Origin of the sequence: Nonomuraea sp. NPDC050680 (genome assembly GCF_040654555.1) — a bacterium.
Lineage (GTDB): Bacteria > Actinomycetota > Actinomycetes > Streptosporangiales > Streptosporangiaceae > Nonomuraea.
The window spans coordinates 37,334-57,663 of the sequence record NZ_JBFAIF010000039.1; the positions used below are offsets into that span (position 1 = coordinate 37,334).

Genomic DNA, 20,330 nt, shown 5'->3' on the forward strand with positions numbered 1-20,330 from the left:
GTCGCAGGCGTAGGGATGGAAGGACGGGGTAGCCGCCAGGCCACGACCAGCTGAGGGCGGGAAGATCGTGACGCAGGTAGTCGAAGGGCCGGCGGAGTTGTCCAGGCGCTCCTGGTGGGGAGTGCTCAAGCGGACCGTCAAGGAGTTCAGGGACGACAAGGTCACCGACTGGGCGGCGGCGCTCACCTACTACTCGGTCCTGTCGATCTTCCCGGCGCTGCTGGCGGTCGTCTCGCTGCTCGGCGTGTTCGGCCAGTCGGCCACCCAGCCGCTGGTGGACAACCTGGGTGCGATGGCGCCGGGGCCCGCGCGGCAGATCATCGACACCGCGCTCCAGGCGTTGCAGGAGAGCCCGCGCGCCGCGAGCCTGGCCACCGTCGTCGGCCTCGCCATCGCCCTGTGGTCGGCCTCCGGCTATGTGGGGGCCTTCATGCGGGCCTCGAACGTCATGTACGAGATGCAGGAAGGCCGGCCCGTCTGGAAGACACTGCCGCTGCGCCTGGCCATCACCACCGTGCTGGTGGTCCTGATGGCGGCCGGCGCGGTCGCCGTCGTGTTCACCGGCGGCCTCGCCGACCAGGCGGGCCGGCTCCTCGGTATCGGCCAGACCGCCCTGACGGTGTGGGGCATCGCCAAGTGGCCGATCCTGGTGCTCGTCGTGACGTTCGTGCTGGCCCTGCTGTACTGGGCGGCGCCCAACGTCGTGCACCCGGGCTTCCGGTGGATCACCCCCGGCAGCGTGCTGGCCGTCACGGTGTGGATCGTCGCGTCCGCCGTGTTCGGCTTCTACGTGGCCAACTTCGCCACCTACAGCAAGACCTACGCCGCGCTGGCCGGCGTCGTCGTCTTCCTTGTCTGGCTGTGGATCACCAACATCGCCGTGCTGCTCGGCGTGGAGTTCGACGCCGAGCTCGCTCGCGAACGCGCCATCGAGGCCGGTCAGTCCCCTGGCCGGGAGCCGTACGTCGAGCCGCGCGACACCACGAAGATCGACCGCGCGGACGATCAGGACCGCGACTCCACGTAGCCTTCGCTTTTGCGACGATCAGGACAGCAGCTCCACGTAGCCTTCGCTTCCGTTCACCCGGATGAGCTGGCCGTCCTTGATGCGCCGGGTGGCGCTCTCCACGCCGACGACCGACGGCAGGCCGTACTCCCGCGCGATCACCGCGCCGTGCGTCATCACGCCGCCGACCTCCATGACGACGCCCTTCACCGAGACGAACAGCGCCGACCAGCTCGGATCGGTGAAGACCGTGACCAGGATGTCGCCCTCCTCCACCTCGGCGTCCGCCATGCTCAGGACGACCCGCGCGCGGCCCTCCACGACGCCGGACGACACCGGGATGCCCGCCAGTGCCCCTTCGGGCCGGTCGCCCGCGTCGTACTCACCGTTGATCACCTCGCCCTCCGAGGTGATCACTCGCGGCGGGGTCAGCTTCTGGTACGCCTCGTGCGCCTCCCGCCGCTCGGTGATCATGGCGTAGTCCAGCCGCCCGCTGTTGACCACCTGCCTGAACTCCTCCAGCGACAGGAAGTAGACGTCCTCCGGCTCCTTGATCACTCCCTGGGCCACCAGCTTCCTGGCCTCGCCCATCAACGCCTGCTTGTACAGGCCGTAGCGCTGCAGGCAGGCGTGCTTGGAGTACTCCCGGTACCCGATGAAATGGCGCACCAGGCTCATCTGCCGCGCCGCCTTCTTCGCCTTCCGGCCGCCCACCTTGCTTCTCAGGCGGTCCAGGAGGTCGTTCATCGAACGTTCGGCCTCCGCGCGCCCCTGCTCGACGCGGCGCTCGCGCTCGCCGGGCGGGAAGTTCTTGATGTTGCCGAGAATGAGCGGGATGAGCAGCGTCGGGTCCTCGCTCCATCGCGTCCTGGTGAGGTCGATGTCGCCCTGGCAGTGCATGCCGTACTTGTGCAGGTACTCCTCGATGGCCTGGCGGACGACGTCGCCGCCGTCGAGGCCGGAGAGCCCGGTGAAGAACGTGTCGCGCTCGGCGCGTGCGCTCAGATAGTCGACGACCGCCGGGTACCGCCGTACCACGTCGGAGACGTCCAGCAGGTCGAGGCCCATCGCCGCCACGACGTTGTGGTCGGCCGACTGGCCGACGGCGTCGGCGGCGTTCTTCACGCCCAGCCAGGCGTTCATGTGCTTGTTGACCCAGTTCACCGACTGGATGCCGAGAAACGCCGCCGCCACGCTCCGCGGCTCGAACATGAGGTCGGTCAGCTCGCGATGGTCCTCGATGATGAACGCGAACACCTCGTCACCGGACTTGCCGGCGATCGCCTCCCGGAGCCTGGCCACCGACGCCTCGTTCTGCTCGATGAGCTCGGGGACCACGCGGGGGTCGTCCTCGCGGGACAGCTTGAGGTATTGGCGGGCCATCGGCAGGGGGCCGCCCTTGCCGAAGTTCATCAGGCCCGACTTCCCGTGGGCCAGCGACTTGACGAAGTCCTTCCTGCTCAGCACGGTGCGCAGGGCGTTGGCCATCAGCACGTCGACCTGGCCGAGGCTCTTGATCGTGAGCGGCCTGGCCCACGTCGACGAGAGCTCGTTGGACATGTCCTTGTAGAACCGGTTCCCGGCCACCGCCATCTTCGGCCTGCCGAGCCACTCGTCCAGCAGGAGGAAGAACGACAGGCCGAGCGGGCTGAACGCGTCGGTCATCATCTGGCGGTGCCCGTACGAGATGTAGACGTGGTTCTTGCCGTCGTCCGAGGCCGGAACCGGGTACAGCGTGGTGATGGGCCGGCTCTGCAGCACGTGGAACACGCCGTCGGACAGGCCCCACTCGATGTCCTGCGGCCGGCCGAAGTGGGCCTCGATCCGCCGCCCGAGGGTCTCCAGCTGAAGGATCTGCTCGTCGGCCAGGGTCTGCGTGCTCTGCCGCGCGGCCGCCACCGGCCGCTCCTCTGTACCACCGTCCGCCGAGGCGCGCAACTCCATCGTCTGGGTGGAGACCACCTTGTCGATGATCTGTCCCGCCTTGACCCGGTAGGTGTCGGCGTTGACCAGGCCGGAGACCAGCGCCTCACCCAGGCCGAAGCCCGCATCGATCGAGACCACGGTCCGGTTGGACGTGACGGGGTCGGCGGTGAACATGATGCCCGCCGCGTCGGGGAAGACCATCCGCTGCACGACCACCGAGACCTGGACCGCGCGGTGGTCGAAGCCGCTCCTGACGCGGTAGGCCACCGCCCGGTCGGTGAACAGCGAAGCCCAGCACCGCCTGACGCTGTGGACCACCGACTCGGGGCCGCGGACGTTCAGGTAGGTGTCCTGCTGGCCGGCGAAGGAGCTCGACGGCAGGTCCTCGGCGGTGGCGCTCGACCGTACGGCACAGGGGGCGTCGCCGAGCCCCGCCAGGTGGGTGACGATGTCCCGCTCGATCTCCGCGGGCACGGCCAACGCCTCGATGGCCGTACGAAGGCGGGCGCAGGCGGCGGCGATGCCCGGGCGGTCGTCGGCGCGCAGGCCGGTCAGCCCGTCGATCAGTGCGCTGACCGTGGGATCCCCCTCCACGACCGCCCGATACGCCGCAGTGGTGACGCAGAAGCCGTCCGGCACACGAACCCCGTCTATGGCGGACAGTTCGCCGAGGTTGGCGCCCTTTCCCCCGACCTGGGGGAGCAGGGTCTTGTCGATCTCGTGGAAGCCGAGTACGTAGGCGCTCATCGCTGAATCCCATCTGCCCTCACGTACGGAGGGCTTCGAGCCACTACCAATACAGTACAGTACTGTATTGAAATGGAATCGCAGGAGGCTCCATGCCTTTCGATCACCCAGGCCCACCGCTCGGGCCGGTCCGGCGCCACGCGGCTAGAATGCGGTCGTGTCTCGCACCTTCGCCGGCGCCTTCGTCTGCACCTTCGCCGGCACCTCCGCTGGTGCGTTCGTCGGCGCGAGGGGATGAGTGTGGTGGCTCTCCCTGAGCGGTCGACATGACCGGCACCGCACCCTCCCAGCGCCCGGCCGGTCGGCCGCGCAGTCAGGAGGTGGACGCGGCCATCCTCGCCGCCGCGCTGGACCTGCTGATCGAACGGGGCGCCGTGCTGACCAGCATCGAGCAGGTCGCCCAGCGGGCCGGCGTGACCCGGGCCACCGTCTACCGGCGCTTCCCCGACAAGACCTCACTGCTGATCCAGGCCATCGAGTCGGTCCACCAGGCGCCCGAGTCGGAGGTCCTCGACTGGCCGGACATCGACCGGATGCTGACCGACTGGGCGATGTATCTGAGCATGCCCCGCAATCGCTCCATGCTCCGCAGAATCTACGGCGCCGTCGACGACTATCCCGAGCTGCTCCAGACGTACCGCAGCTCCTATGGCGGCGGCCGTGCCTCGGCCGAGCTCACGACACTGAGCCGGGCCCGCGACAACGGCCGGCTGCCGCCGGACAGAAACCTGAACATCATCCAGCAGATGCTCACGGGCGCGATACTGCACCACCTCGGCGCCTACCCGGACTCGACGAGCGCGGACGACGTCAAGACGTACCTCACGGCCGTACTCCAGCAGGTCGGCTACCGCCCCTGACAAGCAAGGGCCTCCTGGAGGGCGCTTCGCGCTCTCCGGCGATCGGCCGATTCGGCTTCGTCCAGTAGTTCAGTGGGAGAAAACGAGCCGTGCATTGTCCTCAAGGGGGCTCGACCTTCTCTCCGGGGTGGAAAGGCTCCAGGGCGAGGCCCGGCACAACGCAGGGCCCGCAAGGACGTGCCCATCACGGACCACGTGCTAGCCCCTCGCGTAAGCATTCATGATGAATCTCGCGACGACGCCACCTTGTGATGTCATCCCTCCCCCCGACTTGACGGTTGGACACAAGAGTGATGAGATCCGTCGTCAGCGTCGCGGTGTACCCGGCAAGCAGGCCGCCGAGGGCATGGAGGCGCCGAAACCACGGACACGACCTTTGGTGACATCCAACGAGCGCCTGGCGGCGTTCGGTAACCAGTTGATCGAAGTACACCTCTGGCTCCGTGAGGAGCTGGCAGGGCTGCGTGAAGACATCGATGCCTATTTCGCGGGCGGCCCGCGACTACGCGAACTTCGGGCCCACTGCCTGACCTTCTGCTCAGCGCTGACCCGGCACCACAACGGCGAGGACGATATCGCCTTCCCCGAAGTCGCCGAGCAGTTTCCCCAACTGCGCCCGGTGCTGGAGGAGTTGCGCCGCGACCACCGGCTGGTCGAAGACTCCCTGCGACGGCTTGAGGCGCTTGTCGCCGGGCTGGACGAGGCGACGAACCCCGCCGACGTCAGACGCGAGATTGACACCCTGGCCGCGTTGATAGAGACGCACTTCGTCTACGAGGAAAAGCGCATCGTCTCGGCGCTCAACGAGCTGAACGTACCAGGCTGGGATCGCTCCCTGCCCGCGTTCCTGCTCGCCGACGATGCGGAGTGCTGACCGGCTGGTCACGGGCGCAGGTCACTCACGTGGATTCGCCGGTGTCTGGGGTGACCCGCTTGAGAAGATCATTCATATTCGAGATCGCTATGAACATGACCGTTTCGCGGGCCCGCCAGATGAGCAGTTCCCACCGTTCCGCGCTGATCTCCCGGCCGCTGTCCTTGTGCCGACCGCGCCACGTCCCGTCATTCTCGTGTTCGCACCGGGGCGATCCAGCAGCGCCGTTCATGTGAGCGGCTCGGAGTTGTCGCAGTCCACGCTGGTACTGCTGCTCTCGTCGGAGGGCTGCCGTCGATGAACGTGCCGGAGAGCGACGCTCGGGTGTCCGCAATGTCGTGAAGCTCGGGTCGTACCGCCGCCATAGTTCTCCGCGCGTCACGTGCCGTGCACATCGCGTTATCGAGACGTCCAGGACCTTCCGGCGTTACCGTCAAAACGTCCCCGACGTCCTCAGTCCCCCGAGGTGCACCGTGGCCAACGCTGGTTGCAGGACGAAACTCACATGCCACGCCTTCGACACCAGCGGTCCGTCGGAGAGGCACTAGGAGCTGAGACATTCGTGCTATGGCCAGATGCCCTTCGCAATACCGTTAAAACTGGGCCCGATCGTGAAGTCCTGACCGTCTATCCGTATCGCTCCGTGTGTCCCAAGTCGATCTGGTGCAATCTGATCAACTCCGCGGACGACGAGATCGTGTTCGCCGACTACACCAACTACTTCCTGTGGATCGAACACCCCAACCTCGTGACGCTCCTTGAGCGGAAAGCCCAGCAGGGATGCAAGGTCTGGTTCGTGGTCGGAGACCCGGAGAGCGAGGTGACCCGACGCCGTGAGGAGGCGGAGAACGCCCCGCTGAGCGTCTCGACCCGCATACGGATCACTCTGTCCGCGATCGAGCGACTGCGGGACGTCGCGGGAGTGGAGGTTCGGTTCGGCGACGAGCACCTCGCCATGAGCGTCTTCCGGTTCGACTCCGAGATGCTCGTCGCCCCGCACCTGGCCAAGCTGGCGGGACACGACTCGCCGCTGCTGCACCTGCGGCGCCATCAGGATGACGGCCTGTTCGACCGGCTCGCCCACCATGCTTCCGAACTTTGGCGCAGCGGTCGTGACGTGTGGGAGCGGCCTCAGGCGCTGAATGACTGACTGCGGTGGGACCGGTGAGCGATCACGACCACAGCAGCAGGCGGGCGATGGTGACGGTGCCGATCGCCACGATCAGGGTTCGTAGGACGGCGGGGCTGAAGCGGCGGCCTACGCGGGCGCCGATCTGGCCGCCGAGAGCGGACCCGAGCGCGATGAGTACGACGGCCGTCCAGTCGAAGTCCGCGACGAAGAGGAAGAAGAGCACGGCGACGGCGTTCACGACGGCGACCAGAACGGTCTTGATGGCATTGAGGCGGTGCAGGCTCTCGTCCAGGAGCATGCCCATCAGGGACACGTAGATGATGCCCTGGGCGGCGGCGAAGTAGCCGCCGTAGACGCTGGCCAGCGTAAGGCCGATGAACAGCAGCGGACCGCCGTCTCGGCCGCCGGAGTTGCCGTCCGGTTCGTGGCGGCTTCGTACGTACCTGCTGATCACGGGCTGGAACGCGACCAGCACGAGGGCGAGGCCGACCAGAGCCGGCACGATCTTCTCGAACGCCGAGGCGGGCAGCGTCAGCAGGAGCGTGGCGCCCGCGAGCCCGCCCAGCATGGCGCCCACGCTGAGTTTCAGGATGCGACGGCTCTGACCGCTGAGTTCTGCCCGATAGCCGATGGCTCCGCTGATGGAGCCGGCGATCATGCCGAGCGCGTTGGAGACCGTGGCGGTGACCGGCGGCAGGCCCGTGGCCAGCAGAACGGGAAAGGTGATCAGTGTCCCGGAGCCGACCACGGTGTTGATGGCGCCGGCGCTGACTCCGGCCACGAACACCGCGAGCATCTCTCCCGGCGTCACGCCGCGCGTCCCGGCGCCGCAGCGCTGCCACTGCCGGACAAGATTTCCATGCGGGCGACCTTACGCGGCGAATGCTTCGCCGCTCACCGAAGGGTGCAGGCGCCTACTTCCCAGGACAGAAGACCGCTTTGGCCGTCTGGTCGAGGGCAGCTGGGGAGAAGTCCATGTTGTTCACGCTCAACGTGGCGGACACGGCCAGCTGCAGGCGGCCATCGGGTGAGGTGAAGGTCGCGGCCATGAAGCCGGGCCCACTGCCCCCGATCGCCTGCAGCGCGGGCTCGCCCCCGCACAGGCGGCCGCCGGGAGAAGGCTGGGGCGGCGCGCCCTCCGGCGGGTCGGTGATCACCTTCTGTAACGACGCCGGCAGCAGCTTGCCCTGGACGAACGCGCGCTGGAAGGCGCTGACGTCACGTGCGGTTGAGATCACTCCGCCCGCCGCGTACCCGTAACTCGCGTTGAGCCGGTCCATGTCGTGCAGCTTGCCTTCGGGGTCGGGGTAGTAGCCATGACCGTGCGGGCCCTTGATGGCCGCGGGCGGTCTGGTGGGCAGGTAGGTGCGGTTCATCCCGACAGGGGCGAAGACGCGCCGGGTGAATTCAGCGGACAGAGGGTGGCCGGTCACCCTCTCGATGATCATGCCGAGGAGCACGTAGTTGGTACTGGAGTAGGAGAACTTCTCCCCAGGCGCCCCCGTCCGGGGCAGGCCGCGGGTGGCCTTCACCAGCTCGGCCGGAGGGTGGTAGGTCGTGAAGTCGAAGTCGTCGAACAGCCCGGATGTGAAGAAGTCGGGGATGCCGGAAGTATGGCGGATAAGCTGTCGTACGGTGATCTCATCGGCCCGCTCCACCAGGTCCTGCTGAGCCACTTGCGGCAGGACGGCGCTGAGCTTGTCATCCAGGCCGAGCTTGCCTTCCTGGACCAGTTGCAGCAGCACGGTGGCCGTCATCTGCTTGGTCTGGGATCCGACGCGGTAGCGGGAGTCGGCGGGGATCTGTCCGCCCTTGCCGTTGAGGAGGCGGGAGCCAGCCGAGCCCTGGCCGACGCGCTTGCCGTCGACGTACACCTCGCCGATCGCGCCGACCACTCCGGTGGTCTTCGACAGGGCGTTCAACGCCTCCTGTACGTTCCCGGTCTGGGGTCGGTCGGTAGCCGCGGCGGGCGGGGCGATGCTCAGTGTCAGCATCGCGCAGGCCAGACCGGCAGTACGAGCTGCTGCGGTCGCACGATTCACAACAATGGTCCTCTCCTTGCGGGAGCGCGCGGGGCGCGTTCGGCAAGGCCAAGACGCTCCCAGCGTGCTGACGTTCGAGGACTTTCTAGGCCGGCGGCTGTTTCCTCACCGTTTCCGCAGATGGTCAGCGAGATGCGGTGTCGGGCCAGGCGGCGCGCAGCCGTTCGGCCTCCTGTTCGGCTTGCGAGACCCCGGCGTGGAAGGCCGGTTGCCAGGACGCCACGTCTGACATGTCGGAGCCGAAAGCCTTCAGCGAGGAGGCATCGGGGCTGACCGCCACGGTCGTGTCCGCGCCGAGCCCGTCGAGCGGCTCGCGGGGGAACAGGTGCGCCAGCGGCTCGACGAGCAGCACAACGCGGGCGCCGGTGGCCAGGGCGACGTTCGCGCCGCCCGCCAGGGCGCCGTCGATGTACCGGTGGCCGTTGATCGTGATGGGCGGGTAAGCCCCGGGCATGGCGGAGCTGGCCGCCACCGCGGCTACCAGCGGCGCGCCGCTGTCGCGGTCCCAGACCTTCGGCTCGCCGGTCTCGGCGTCGACGGCGGTGATGAGCAGTCGCCGGTCGGGCCATCGGCGCGCGGTGATCAGGGACTCCATCAGGGCGATGCGCTCTTCCTCAAGCATGGTGGGAGCCTCGAGAGCGATCCGGCCGACCCGGCGCCGGGCCTCTTGCGGGTCCAGAGTGCGGTCGCCGAGCACGGTGAAGACCTCAGCCATCCGCGCCGGGTCCGTTCGCGGGTGCCTCGGCGGGCCTGTCTGTTTGTCCGTCCACGAGTCGGTCTGCGAGTCGGTCTGCGAGTCCGGCTGCAGGTCCGGCTGCGGGTCTGTCGGCGAGGAGGTGGAGCGCCCGTCCTGCTTCTGTCCGGGGTCGCGGTCGGGACCTGTACGGGTGGCGAGCTGGTCGAGGTCCTGACCGGTCGCCAGCATGGCGCCGACGATCGCCCCGGCTGAGGTGCCGACGATCAGGTCGGCGTCCGCGAGGTCCACTCCGCGGCGCCTCAGCCCCGCGGCCAGACCGGCCATCCAGGCCGTGCCGGGGACGCCTCCGGGCCCGAGGACCAGTGCCCGCGAAGTTCTGCTCATGATTTCTGTCTCCCATGGATGGCGTTCGCCGAGCGGCGGTACGGGACTACTCTCGGACCTCAACCAAGGTTGACGTCAAGTCGGCTTGTCGCTCCTCGCGGTGCCGGTGGTGTGAGAGATTAGAAGGATTCGTGAAGGTCTCACCGATGCATGGGGAGTGCCGTAGGTGAAGTCACGCGCGGCCGGTGGGGCCACCAGGCGCCAGGCCATGGCCGAGCATGTCCTGCGGCATGGGTCGGCCTCGATGACGGAGCTCGCCGAGACGTTCGGCGTGAGCGTGATGACCGTCCACCGTGACCTGGACCAGCTGGAGAGCCAGGGCATGGTGCGCAAGTACCGCGGTGGCGCGAGCGCCCAGGCCTCCAGCATCTTCGAGAGCAACATCGCCTACCGCAAGACCGCCCAGACGGCCGAGAAGGAGGCGATCGCCCGGCATGTGGTGGGGCTGATCGAGCCGGGCAGCTCGGTCATGATCGACGACTCCACGACCGCGCTGGCCGTCGCCCGCCATCTCGACGAGGTGGCCCCGCTGACCGTGGTGACGAACTTCCTGGAGGCGATCAGGCTGCTCGCTCCCATGCCGGGCATCCGCCTCATGGCGCTCGGCGGCGAGTACTACCCGACGCACGACTCCTTCCTCGGGGTGGCCTGTGTCGACGCGGTCGAGGCGATGAACACCGACACCGTGGTCGTCTCCACCTCGGCGATCTCCGATCGGCACGCCTTCCATCAGGAGCAGGAGATCGTGCTGGTCAAGCGGGCCATGGTGGCTGCGGGGACCCGGTGCGTCCTGGCGGTCGACCACACGAAGCTCGACCGGGTGGCCTTGCACAGGGTCGCTCCTCTCGACGCCTTCGACGTCATCGTGGTCGACTCGAACGCGTCTCCCGAGGCCGTACAGCGGCTTCGCGACCGACACCACCGGGTCGACATCGCCCAGGTCGGTTAGTGCCCTGTCCACGAACGTGCACTGACTTGCGACCCGCGCCCCTCTATCGGGTGAGACCGCGCATGCCTTCCGCGGGGAGGAGCCTGATCGCCGCGTCGGCGATCTGTCACATTACGGAGCCGACAGTTCCGTATAAGCTCCATCGCATGAGCCAACCAGTGGGTCGCCCCAGGGATGGCCGGGTGGACGGGGCCATTGCCGCGGCGGCCAGGGAGCTACTGGCCGAGCAGGGGTACGCGCGACTCACTGTGGACGCCGTGGCGGCCAGGGCTGGAGTCGGCAAGGCCGCGATCTATCGCCGCCATGCCACGAAAGAGCAGATGATCTTCGCGGCGGTCATGCACGACCTGGACCTCGCGACTCCACCCGACGCGGGTTCGCTGGCCGCCGACCTGGCCGCGGTCGTCCGCGACATTGTCACCAGCCTGGCCACGCCGCCGCCGGGAGTGGTGCCGGGTTTGCTGGCCGACGTACACGCGGATGCTGCCATGGCCGCCACGTTCGTGGGCACGTTCGTCAAAGCCGAGCGCGACTGCGTCATGGAGGTGCTGGAACGGGCGGTGGATCGTGGCGAGTTGTCACGGCTCCCCGATCCGGCAGTGGTGCACGCGCTTCTGCTCGGCCCGATCTTCGCCTGGCTGTTCCTTCTCTCCGAGGAACGCGAGCGGCTGCCGGCATTCGCCGACGCGCTGGCCCATGGGCTGGCTTACATGCTGCACGGCGGCTTCGGCGACGGCTTGTCGATGGGCTAGGCAGCACCAGCGCCCGAGAACCACCGGCTTCGTCATGTGACAGATCCAACATTGCATCCGAATGAGAACAGGCCCATGATTCGGAACTATGAGTTCCGATACTTTCATTCCCGTAAAAGGGGTGGTGTGGGCCGGTCGGATCCTGGTGTCCCTGGCCGGGCTGCACCTGCTGGCCATGTCGCTGCTGAGCGCGGATCACATCCCGGGCTGGCTCGGGGGAGAGCTGTGGTTCTTCCCGCCGAACGTGGACGATCTGGCTCGGCCGACTCCGAGCATGGGCGCATTCTGGCTGACCTGGGGTAGCTTCGCTGTGCCCCTTGGGCTGATCGGGGCACTGGTCGTCGGGTTCGGGCGGCGTGGGCAGGTGCCGCCGCCCTACCTCGGGATCGGCGTGGCCCTGTGGGCGCTGGTCGGTGCCGCCGTGTTCGAGCCTTCGCCGTTCGTCCTCGGCGTCGTGCCCGCCGCGCTACTCCTGGGCGCCGCGCGCAGGCGCCGGGCGGTGGCCGCGTGAGCCCCACGGTCATCCACAACGTGCGGATCTTCGACCCGACCGGCGCCGGGCCCAACGCCTGGACGGCGGGTGTGGTGGTCAATCCTCTTCGGAAGGCTTGGGTCGCCTGTTCCGCGGGGGAGGCGGTGGGAGGGTGAGGGCGCCACGGACTGCGGCTTTCAGGCGTTCTCGGCTGTCGGATCCGATCACGGGCCGGCCGTCTGCCGACGGCTCGGTCAACGCGCGGCGGAACACGGCCGTCGGCAGGTCGACCACGCACAGCGTCATCACCTCGACGCTGGCTCCGTCGGCTCGGTCCCACAGCCCCCGTGCCAGCCGGACGAGCAGCGCCACCAGCCGCTGGTCCAGGGCGAACATCTCCTCGGCCAGCTCATCGGGCACCTGAGGGCCGAGCAGCTGGTCGCGGCGCACCGTCGTGAGCATCCGCGCCGCGGCGGGGCGGCGGTCGGCGAACACCGCGGGCGCGCCCGCCGCCGCCACCACCGCCGCGACCGCCGCCTCGCGGTCGCCCCCTTGCACCGCGTCGACGAGCTCGACCTGCAGATCCAGAAAATCTCCCGCCGCCCTCAACCACAACCGTCCGAGCAGCACCGGCAGCGACCCGAACGCGTGGTAGATCGCCCCGTTCGACACCCCGGAGGCCGCCGCCAGCGCTCGCACCGTGAACCGCTCCGGACCGCCGTCGGCCACCAACCGCTCGGCGACATCCAACAGCTGGTCGAGATCATGGGTGCGAGGACGGGCCATGCCCGCCACATTAGCAGAGCGCTCGCTCTGAAATAACGGATGCGCCCTGCCCTCGAGGATCCACAATTCTGGAGCGTATGCTCGCCTCTCCCAAGATCTCAGCCGCCTGTCCCTGGTCGCCACCATAGGTGTGGGCTGGGAGGAGGGCACGCGGGGCTCACCCTCCTCCCAGCGACGAGCGACGAGCGACGAGCGACGAGCGACGAGCGACGAGCTACGAGCTACGAGCGACGAGCTACGAGCTACGAGCTACGGGAGTGCGGTGCGGGGGACGGCGAAGATGGTCCGGCCGCAGTTCAGCGGGGTGGCGGTTTCGGAGGCGCACTGGTTCTTGGTCCACTCGGTGAGCGACCAGACCAGCCCCGTGGCGTAGTCGTAGCTGAGCGACTCGGGGTGGAATCCCCAGCACTCATACGCCGAGCTGTAGGGGTTCGCGCAGGTGTGAGATCTGCCGGTGGAGGTGGTCAGGGCCCACAGCTCGCCTGCCTCGTCCGGCCAGCTGTGCGCGACGTACCAGGTGCCGTTCCAGGACAGCACCCCCTGCATGTTGCCGACCCGGGTGCGGTACGCCTGGGCCGCCGGGGTGTAGCCGCTGGCATTGGCGCTGAGCAGGAAGTTCGCGCCGCCGAGGTTGTACCGGTAGACCCTGCCGTGCAGGGCGGGGTTGTTGAAGTACTCCACGGCGGTCAGGGAGTCGGGGGTGGTGCTGCGGTCCAGGGAGATGGAGGCGAAGCACGGCACACCCGTGTCGCTGCTCATGGTGCAGGTGCCGCTGGCGTAGCTGTAGAAGCCGACCTCCGGCATGACGTACTGGTAGCCGTACGCGGCGTACCCGCTGCTCGTCTTGCCGATCGCCGAGCTGGAGTCGTTCACCCGCAGGATCTCCGACATGCTGAACACCCTGATGCCGGTGGAGTTGGCGCCCGTTGCGCTGACGTACAGCTTGTCGCCGTACCAGACCATGCCGCCCATGTGCGCTTTTGCGGGGCCGAAGTTGTTGTTGGCGTAGCTGGTGGCGTTCGCGTTGGTGGTGCCGTCCGTCGGCGCGACCAGGTAGACCCAGCGGTACTCCGGCGCCGACGGGTTGGTGTAGTCGATGAAGGCGACCCTGGCGTCGTTGTTGCGGAGGTTCGCGCCGCATTCGCCGGCGTTGCAGTAGTTCCAGCCGCTGAGGATGGCCTTGTACGCCCCCCAAGTGCCATCGTCGTCGGCGTCGCCGGAGGTGGTGAGGCTCTGCGGGATCCATGTCTCGGTGCTCGCGTCACCACTGTCCCAGCACCAGCTGACCGTGGCGGCCGGCTTGATCGGCAGCCCCGCGGCCTCGGTGCTGTCGCAGGTGCGCATGGGGTGGTTGGCGCTGGTCATGACCTCGGCGAAGTCGGCCTCGGTGAGGCCCGGCTGCGCCTTGAGCGTGCTCAGGCCGGTCGTCGGGTGCCAGATGACACCGGCTCCGGAGACGGCGACGAGCGGGGTTCCGTAGGCGGAGTCGTCGACGGGGTCGGCGTGCGCCGGGGTGGCGACAGCGAGGGGGACGATGAGTAGCAGAAGGATGGCCACGAGTCTGGACAAGGGGGTGTCCTCTCTTACCGGCGCATGTCCCCACATGTCGAGAGGGGGACAGCCAAAATCATGGAAGCCGGACCGGGCTCGCAGATAGCACTAAACACGTCTGAATCGGACGAAATTGCTGTCATCCGGATGACTAGGGTGGCGGCTGTGATGGCCACCCCCCTGAAGTTGTCCCGAGGTCTGCTCTTCATCGCCGACGGCTCTCCCGCCTACGCGCGCCGCTACACGCACGAGGGCGAGGAGCCCGTGCACGCGCACAGCTTCGTGGAGATCGCCGTCGTGGTCGCCGGAACGGCCGTCCACCTTTCCTCGTCGGGACGGCAGGACCTGCGGAGCGGGGACGTCGTCCTGCTGCGTCCAGGCGTCTGGCACGGGTACGAGGACTGCGCGCGGCTCGTCCTGTACAACTGCTGCATCGGCACCGACCTGCTCCGCAACGAGCTGTCCTGGACGCGCGAGGACCCCCGGCTGGGCTACCTGCTCTGGACCGGTCCGCACTCGTTACAGCGCCGTGGCCTGCTGACCACCCATTTGGCGGATCTCGATCTGCGTACGTGCCTCGGCTACCTGGAGGCGCTCGACGGGCTGCGCGACCGCAGCATCCAGCGGCACCGGGCCGACGTCATCGGCTGGCTCTCGCTGTTCCTCGGGCACCTGTCCCGCGCCGTCGACACCGGTCACGACGAGGTGGCGGCCGACGGCGCGGCGACGCATCCGACCGTCATGCGCGTGGTGGACATGGTGGAACGGGACCTCGCCCACGACTGGACGCTGAACGAGCTGGCCGGGGCCGTCGCGCTCAGCCCCGCCTACCTGGTGCGCCTGTTCAAGTCGGCCACCGGGCTGCCGCCGATGGCCTACCTGGGCCGGCTGCGCGTCGAGACCGCGGCCGACATGCTGCTGCGCACAGACGAGCCGGTGACGTCGATCGCCCGGGCGGTGGGCTGGCCGGACCAGAGCCACTTCGCGCGCCGCTTCAAGGCGTACTTCGGACTCAGCGCGACCACCTACCGTAACCGGTTCCGCACCTGAACTCCTCTCAGCCCAGCAGCAGGCGCGCCGGACCGTGCAGGCCGCTCACCCGCTGCCCGGGGAAGACGAAATGCGTGGGGCTGACCGCGTCGAGATGCGGCGCGAGCGTGCCGTACACCTCGACCTCGACGGTGTTCGCACCGTCCCGCAGCGCCGCGCCGACGTCGAACCGGTACGGCGAGCACACCCTGACCCCGCACGACCGGCCGTTGACCCGCACCTCTGCGGTGCCGCGCACCCGGCCGAGGTCCAGGAGAGCGGTGTCCGGGCGCTCGTCGAGATGGACGGTGCGGCGGTAGCGGACGCCGCCGCTGTACTCCGGCAGGCCCGAACGCTCCCAGTCGCCCAGCTCGATCGGGCCGGGTCCGGTCTCGATCTCGATCGGCCCGGTGAGGATGGCGCCGCCGGTGTGCCCGGCCTCGGTCACGACGCGGAGCAGAGCCTCGCGCGGCCCGGCCCGGCCGTCGAGGGACACCTCCAGGCGGCCGACGCCCTCCGCCACCGTCTGACCGTCGATCAGCAGCTCGGCCGCGCCGCGCAAGGGTACCCGGAGGGCGGTGGCGCCCGGCGGGACCTGGAAGCGCAGCCATTCGACGCGCCCCGCCGTGCCCGGCTCGGCCAGCACAGCCGGCAGCACGACCGGGGACACGACCGGCAGTCCGGCTGAGGACGCGGCCGGTGACCCGGGGGCGCCCGGTTCCTTCCGGTCCCCTGACAGCCAGGAGGTGCCGGGCAGGGGGTGCGGGCGGCGCGGCAGGTGCAGGGCGGCGGGGTCGCGGTACTGCGTCCGGTGGATCTCGGCCGCGACGCGCTCGCCGTCGTGCACCGCCCACCAACCGGGTCCGGAGGTGACGCAGCCGTCGACCAGGACCGGCTCGGCGCCGTCACCGACCCGGACGGTCACCTCGTTCGCGCCGGGCCGCAGCACCCCGGCCAGGTCGTAGCGGCGGACCCGGGGCCTTCGGTGGTCGGCGTACGGGTCGAAGCCGCCCTGCCGGCCCATCTCCACCCCGTTGACCAGCACGTGGCAGGCCGTCATCGAGGCCACCTGGAGCACCGTCCCCTTCGGCGTGAACGCGGCGGTCAGCTCGACCGGCCCCGTCGGACCGGTGATCCATTCCGGACGTACGTAGTGCTCGGGGTCCGTCACGACGGCGACGTGCGCGCGCAGCCATCCGTCGTCCTCGGGCACCAGCCGGACCTCCAGCAGGTGGCTGCCGGGCGGCAGGGGCCGGCGGGCCAGCGCCAGGTAGCCCCGGTCGTCCAGGTCGACGTCATGGCCGTCGATCCGCACCGCCTTGACGGCCGCGGCGCCGACGGCGAGGAACCCGTGCTCCGGCACGGTCAGCTCGGCCCTGAACCGGGCACTGCGCCCCATGGCCACCTGCCCGAAGTCCAGGAACTCCTCCGGTACGTGCCCCTTGGGCCCGAGGTCGAGGCGGTGGATGGGGTCCTTCCTGATGCCGCGCGAGGTCGAGTACACCGCGGGCCGCCACTCCTCGCCGTCGGTCCGCAGGCTGCCGTGCGAGCCGAACGTCGCGTACGCGGGCCGCCACCTCAGGCCGTCCACCCGGTGCTCGACCTCCCAGCGGTGCAGGACCGTCCCGGAGTGGCCGAGGTCGCCCCAGGTGTCGTCCAGGGTGGGTACGAGCTCCATCTCCCAGCCGGTGCCGAGATCGAGCTCCCTCGTGGGGGACACGGCCGGTTCGGTGGTCACCACCTGCTCGTCCCGCTCGCCCGTGAAGACGAGCAGTGCGGCGGGACCGGCGTCGAACGGCACGACGACCTCGGTGTGCTCGCCCTCCACGGTGTACGGCAGCGCACGCACGCCGCCACCGAACGGGTCCACCAGCAGCGGGGTCCCCGAGACGCCGCGCACTCGCACCGGCATCTCGGCGGCGTACCGGTCGGGGTCGAAGTCGATGGTGGCCGAGTCCCAGCCCTGGTCGATGCCCCGCTCGCCCGGTCGTTCGACCGACACATGGCTCGCCATGGGGAAGGTGGCCTGGAGGTAGACGATGGTGGCACCGTCGAACTCTCGTACCAGCGGGGGGACCGGCGCCTCGACCCGGCGCAGCGGCGACAGCAGCGGACCGAGGTCGGCCGTCGTCGCGGCGAAGCGGACGCGCGAGCGCAGCGGCCCCTCCGGGCGGGCGCCGACGGCGACGACCAGCCCACCCCGATCGGCGAACGCCACGAGCGCCTCTTCCGTGGCCGGATCGAGCGTCGTGCACGCGGGCAGCACGATCACGGCATAGGACTCGTCCGCGACCTCCAGCCGCGCGCCGTAGGACCGGCCGGGTCTGATGGTGGCCCGCTGGACCGAGTCGTCGTCGATCACGTCGGCGTCCAGGCCGAGCCGGTCCAGGACGCCGGGAAGCATCCGGAACCAGGCCATCTCGCCCACGATCTCGCGGTAGACCTCCTGCGCCCGCGCGGCCTCCGCGCCCACCCCGTCGAGCCGCGTGCCCGCCTGGACGGTCGCGGTCGGCATGAGGACTGCCAGGTCACAGGCGTGCCGGCCCAGCGAGAGCGCCGCGCACAGCCGGGTGACGGCGTCGGCGAAGACGCGGTGGTGCCGCCAGTACGGCTGGCGCCAGTCCGTGGAAGGCGGAGCCCACTCCCACCATCCCGCCTTGGTCGTGTAATAGACGGCGTGCGGGTTGTACAGGGTGGCTCCGGCCCGCAGCCAGGGCAGCAGCCAGTCGAAGGTCTCCTCCAGCGTGCCGCCCCAGCCGCTGGAGTGGAACGCCTCGATCCAGGTGCGCGGCCGCTCGTACAGGTGGGCCAGCGAGGAGTGCACCCGCGCGTCACCGTGGTGGTCGGAGCCCGGCGCGCTGAACCAGCGGTGCGTGCGCGCGTAGTCGGCGTACAGCTGGACGCCCTCCACCGGATGACCGGCACGGGCGGGGTCCTGCTGGTCGCAGCCGCTCAGCAGGCCGTGGCGCGTGTGCCACTCGGCGAGCGGCCGGAAGAACGCCTCCTCCGCCAGTTCGGCGCGGGTGCGCTGGTAGTCGCGGCGGACCTCGCCCGCCCCCGCGCCGTCCGCCCACAGCAGCGGCAGGTGCGGGGTGAGGTCATAGCCGCGGCGCTTCTCGAACTCCACGGCGAAGGTGGCGGACCAGGTCGGTACCGCCGGCAGCTCGTCCTGGAAGGAGCCGGCGATGACCCCGCCCAGCCGGTGCCCCAGCCGGCGCTCGAACTCGCCGTGCACCCGGTCGATCAGCGTCGCGCACGCGTCCGCCGACAGGTAGTCGAAGCCGCGGGTGGTCACCGAGCCGTCGGGGGCCAGCCAGCGGCCGGCGAAGCGGGGCTCCTCGTCGACCAGCCGGGCCTGGAGGTCGGCGCCCGAGAAGCCGAGCTGGTCGTAGAACCACAGGGAGATCCCCAGCTCCTCGGCGTCGGCGCACACCTGCTCCAGCAGGGCCCACCACTCCTCGGAGAAGAATGGCGGGTCGTCGGCGTCGGAGCCGAACATCGGTCCCGACGGCGCCAGGTTGAGTATCACGAGGTTCCACACGCCGCCCTCGGCGAACCGCTCCAACTGCCAGCGCAGCCGGTCGCGTCTCAACCGCTCGCCGCTCCACCACCAGATGGCCGCGGGGGAGTACGCCCGGGGCGGGTCACGCAGGATGTCGGCGAGCGCGGCGGGCAGGGTCATGGCAGCTCCAAAAGGGTACGCGGCTGCTGAAGCGGCCTAACATTGGCATGTGATTCTCACGTTGTCCAGTGTTACAAGAGAGCCTGCCGCATAGCCTCCAGTGTGCCCGCTTCGGCCAGTGGAGCCCAGCTCAACCTGGCTATGAGCGGCCGTGTTACGTGGGCAGCCGTTTTCACATCCGGCCTCATGGTCGGTCTGGCGCGATATATACGTTTTCTTGACGCCCTCACCAGGCGAAACACCGATCTGCCGTCACTAGTGTGCGTAGTGCGCGATGTTGATGGAGGGTGACCGGGATGGTGCTGGCGAAACGGCCGGTCGCTACTGAGGGAACGCTGCGGTCGTGGCTGCTCGAAGGGCTGCAGACCGACCGCAAGCAGATCGAGCACGGCCCGCACGTGAAGCACTCGTGGTGGCGGGTGATGTGCCTCACGGGTGTCGACTACTTCTCCACGCTCGGCTACCAGCCCGGCATCGCCGCGCTGGCGGCCGGACTGCTGTCGCCGCTGGCCACGCTGTTCCTGGTGGCCCTGACGTTGCTGGGCGCGTTGCCGGTCTATCGGCGGGTGGCCGCCGAGAGCCCGTTCGGGCAGGGCTCGATCGCGATGCTGGAGAAGCTCGCCCCGCAGTGGTGGGGCAAGTTCTTCGTGCTGGCCCTGCTCGGGTTCGCGGCCACCGACTTCGTGATCACGATGACGCTGTCGGCCGCCGACGCCACCGCGCACCTGCTGGAGAACCCGTTCATGCCGGACTTCCTGGCCGGGCAGCGGGTGATCGTCACGCTGGTGCTGCTGGCCCTGCTCGGCGGGGTGTTCCTGATGGGGTTCACCGAGGCGATCGCCATCGCCGTCCCGGTCGTCTTCGTCTATCTGGGACTGAACGCGGTGGTGGTGGCGACCGGGATCGTGCACGTACTCCAGGCACCACGGCTGGTGTGGGACTGGGAGAACGCGCTGAGCGTGAGTTACAGCAGCCCGCTGGCGATGATCGGGGTGTCGCTGCTGGTGATGCCCAAGCTCGCGCTGGGCATGTCCGGGTTCGAGACCGGCGTGGCGGTGATGCCGGTGATCAAGGGCGGCATCGAGGAGCGGATCGCCGGCACCAGGCGGATGCTCACCACCGCGGCATTGATCATGAGCGTGTTCCTGATCTTCTCCAGCTTCGTGACCACCGTGCTCATCCCGCACGAGGAGTTCGCGGCGGGCGGCAAGGCCAACGGGCGCGCGCTGGCCTACCTGGCCCACGACTATATGGGCAACTGGTTCGGCACCGTCTATGACATCAGCACGATCGCGATCCTCTGGTTCGCCGGCGCCTCGGCGATGGCGGGCCTGATCAACCTGGTACCGCGTTACCTGCCCCGGTACGGCATGGCGCCGGAGTGGACCGGCGCCGTGCGGCCCCTCGTGCTGGTCTTCTCCGCCATCGCGTTCGCCATCAC

15 protein-coding genes and 1 pseudogene are annotated in these 20,330 nt (G+C 69.1%); 9 read left to right on the top strand and 7 right to left on the bottom strand.

What is annotated here, in order from left to right; translation table 11 throughout:
• Window positions 1–67: 67 nt before the first annotated feature.
• Window positions 68–1,027, top strand: coding sequence for a YihY/virulence factor BrkB family protein (locus AB0H88_RS51340; RefSeq protein WP_357657398.1), 960 nt, complete (start codon window positions 68–70; stop codon window positions 1,025–1,027).
• Between the two features lie 18 nt (window positions 1,028–1,045).
• Here the strand turns inward: AB0H88_RS51340 and rph are convergent, their stop codons facing one another.
• A complete protein-coding gene (rph, locus tag AB0H88_RS51345; RefSeq protein ID WP_357657399.1) occupies window positions 1,046–3,679 on the bottom strand; it encodes a rifamycin-inactivating phosphotransferase in 2,634 nt (877 codons plus the stop codon).
• 266 nt (window positions 3,680–3,945) lie between these two features.
• Here rph and AB0H88_RS51350 point away from each other — a divergent pair, with 266 nt between their 5' ends.
• The 3 genes from AB0H88_RS51350 (at window position 3,946) to AB0H88_RS51360 (ending at window position 6,563) form a co-directional block, all read left to right on the top strand.
• Window positions 3,946–4,539, top strand: a complete 594-nt coding sequence (locus tag AB0H88_RS51350) for a TetR/AcrR family transcriptional regulator (protein WP_357657401.1) — start codon at window positions 3,946–3,948, stop codon at window positions 4,537–4,539.
• 220 nt (window positions 4,540–4,759) lie between these two features.
• Window positions 4,760–5,413 (top strand): hemerythrin domain-containing protein, encoded by a 654-nt coding sequence (locus tag AB0H88_RS51355; RefSeq protein WP_357657402.1) that lies wholly within the window; start codon window positions 4,760–4,762, stop codon window positions 5,411–5,413.
• A 643-nt stretch (window positions 5,414–6,056) separates the two neighbouring features.
• Window positions 6,057–6,563 (top strand): hypothetical protein, encoded by a 507-nt coding sequence (locus tag AB0H88_RS51360; protein WP_357657404.1) that lies wholly within the window; start codon window positions 6,057–6,059, stop codon window positions 6,561–6,563.
• A 22-nt stretch (window positions 6,564–6,585) separates the two neighbouring features.
• On the opposite strand, the gene AB0H88_RS51365 is transcribed toward AB0H88_RS51360, so the two are convergent.
• From AB0H88_RS51365 to AB0H88_RS51375, 3 genes are all read right to left on the bottom strand, one after another.
• On the bottom strand, window positions 6,586–7,356 hold the full coding sequence (locus AB0H88_RS51365) for a sulfite exporter TauE/SafE family protein (protein ID WP_357657406.1): 771 nt from the start codon (window positions 7,354–7,356) through the stop codon (window positions 6,586–6,588).
• 103 nt (window positions 7,357–7,459) lie between these two features.
• On the bottom strand, window positions 7,460–8,587 hold the full coding sequence (locus AB0H88_RS51370; protein WP_357657407.1) for a serine hydrolase domain-containing protein: 1,128 nt from the start codon (window positions 8,585–8,587) through the stop codon (window positions 7,460–7,462).
• A gap of 124 nt (window positions 8,588–8,711) precedes the next feature.
• Window positions 8,712–9,668 carry a patatin-like phospholipase family protein gene (locus AB0H88_RS51375; protein ID WP_357657409.1) on the bottom strand — a complete coding sequence of 319 codons (957 nt, stop codon included), beginning with the start codon at window positions 9,666–9,668 and terminating at the stop codon, window positions 8,712–8,714.
• Window positions 9,669–9,834: 166 nt separating this feature from the next.
• Here AB0H88_RS51375 and AB0H88_RS51380 point away from each other — a divergent pair, with 166 nt between their 5' ends.
• The 3 genes from AB0H88_RS51380 to AB0H88_RS51390 all read left to right on the top strand — a co-directional run bounded on the left by AB0H88_RS51380 (window position 9,835) and on the right by AB0H88_RS51390 (window position 11,880).
• Window positions 9,835–10,617, top strand: coding sequence for a DeoR/GlpR family DNA-binding transcription regulator (locus tag AB0H88_RS51380; protein WP_357657411.1), 783 nt, complete (start codon window positions 9,835–9,837; stop codon window positions 10,615–10,617).
• A gap of 146 nt (window positions 10,618–10,763) precedes the next feature.
• Window positions 10,764–11,369 (top strand): TetR/AcrR family transcriptional regulator, encoded by a 606-nt coding sequence (locus tag AB0H88_RS51385; protein ID WP_357657413.1) that lies wholly within the window; start codon window positions 10,764–10,766, stop codon window positions 11,367–11,369.
• Window positions 11,370–11,457: 88 nt separating this feature from the next.
• A complete protein-coding gene (locus AB0H88_RS51390; RefSeq protein WP_357657415.1) occupies window positions 11,458–11,880 on the top strand; it encodes a hypothetical protein in 423 nt (140 codons plus the stop codon).
• A gap of 78 nt (window positions 11,881–11,958) precedes the next feature.
• Here AB0H88_RS51390 and AB0H88_RS51395 read toward each other — a convergent pair whose 3' ends face one another.
• Window positions 11,959–12,627: a helix-turn-helix domain-containing protein gene (locus AB0H88_RS51395; protein ID WP_357657416.1), complete on the bottom strand. Its 669-nt coding sequence runs from the start codon at window positions 12,625–12,627 to the stop codon at window positions 11,959–11,961.
• 249 nt (window positions 12,628–12,876) lie between these two features.
• Entirely contained in the window at window positions 12,877–14,196 is a 1,320-nt protein-coding gene (locus AB0H88_RS51400) for a hypothetical protein (protein WP_357657418.1), read from the bottom strand.
• Between the two features lie 150 nt (window positions 14,197–14,346).
• Between AB0H88_RS51400 and AB0H88_RS51405 the strand changes: the two genes are divergently transcribed.
• Window positions 14,347–15,228 carry an AraC family transcriptional regulator gene (locus AB0H88_RS51405; protein ID WP_357657423.1) on the top strand — a complete coding sequence of 294 codons (882 nt, stop codon included), beginning with the start codon at window positions 14,347–14,349 and terminating at the stop codon, window positions 15,226–15,228.
• Between the two features lie 7 nt (window positions 15,229–15,235).
• On the opposite strand, the gene AB0H88_RS51410 is transcribed toward AB0H88_RS51405, so the two are convergent.
• A complete protein-coding gene (locus tag AB0H88_RS51410) occupies window positions 15,236–18,889 on the bottom strand; it encodes a glycosylhydrolase-like jelly roll fold domain-containing protein (RefSeq protein WP_357657419.1) in 3,654 nt (1,217 codons plus the stop codon).
• 296 nt (window positions 18,890–19,185) lie between these two features.
• On the opposite strand from AB0H88_RS51410, the pseudogene AB0H88_RS51415 reads away from it, so the two are divergent.
• Window positions 19,186–20,330 (top strand): annotated as a pseudogene (locus AB0H88_RS51415) (amino acid transporter); the annotation flags it as partial.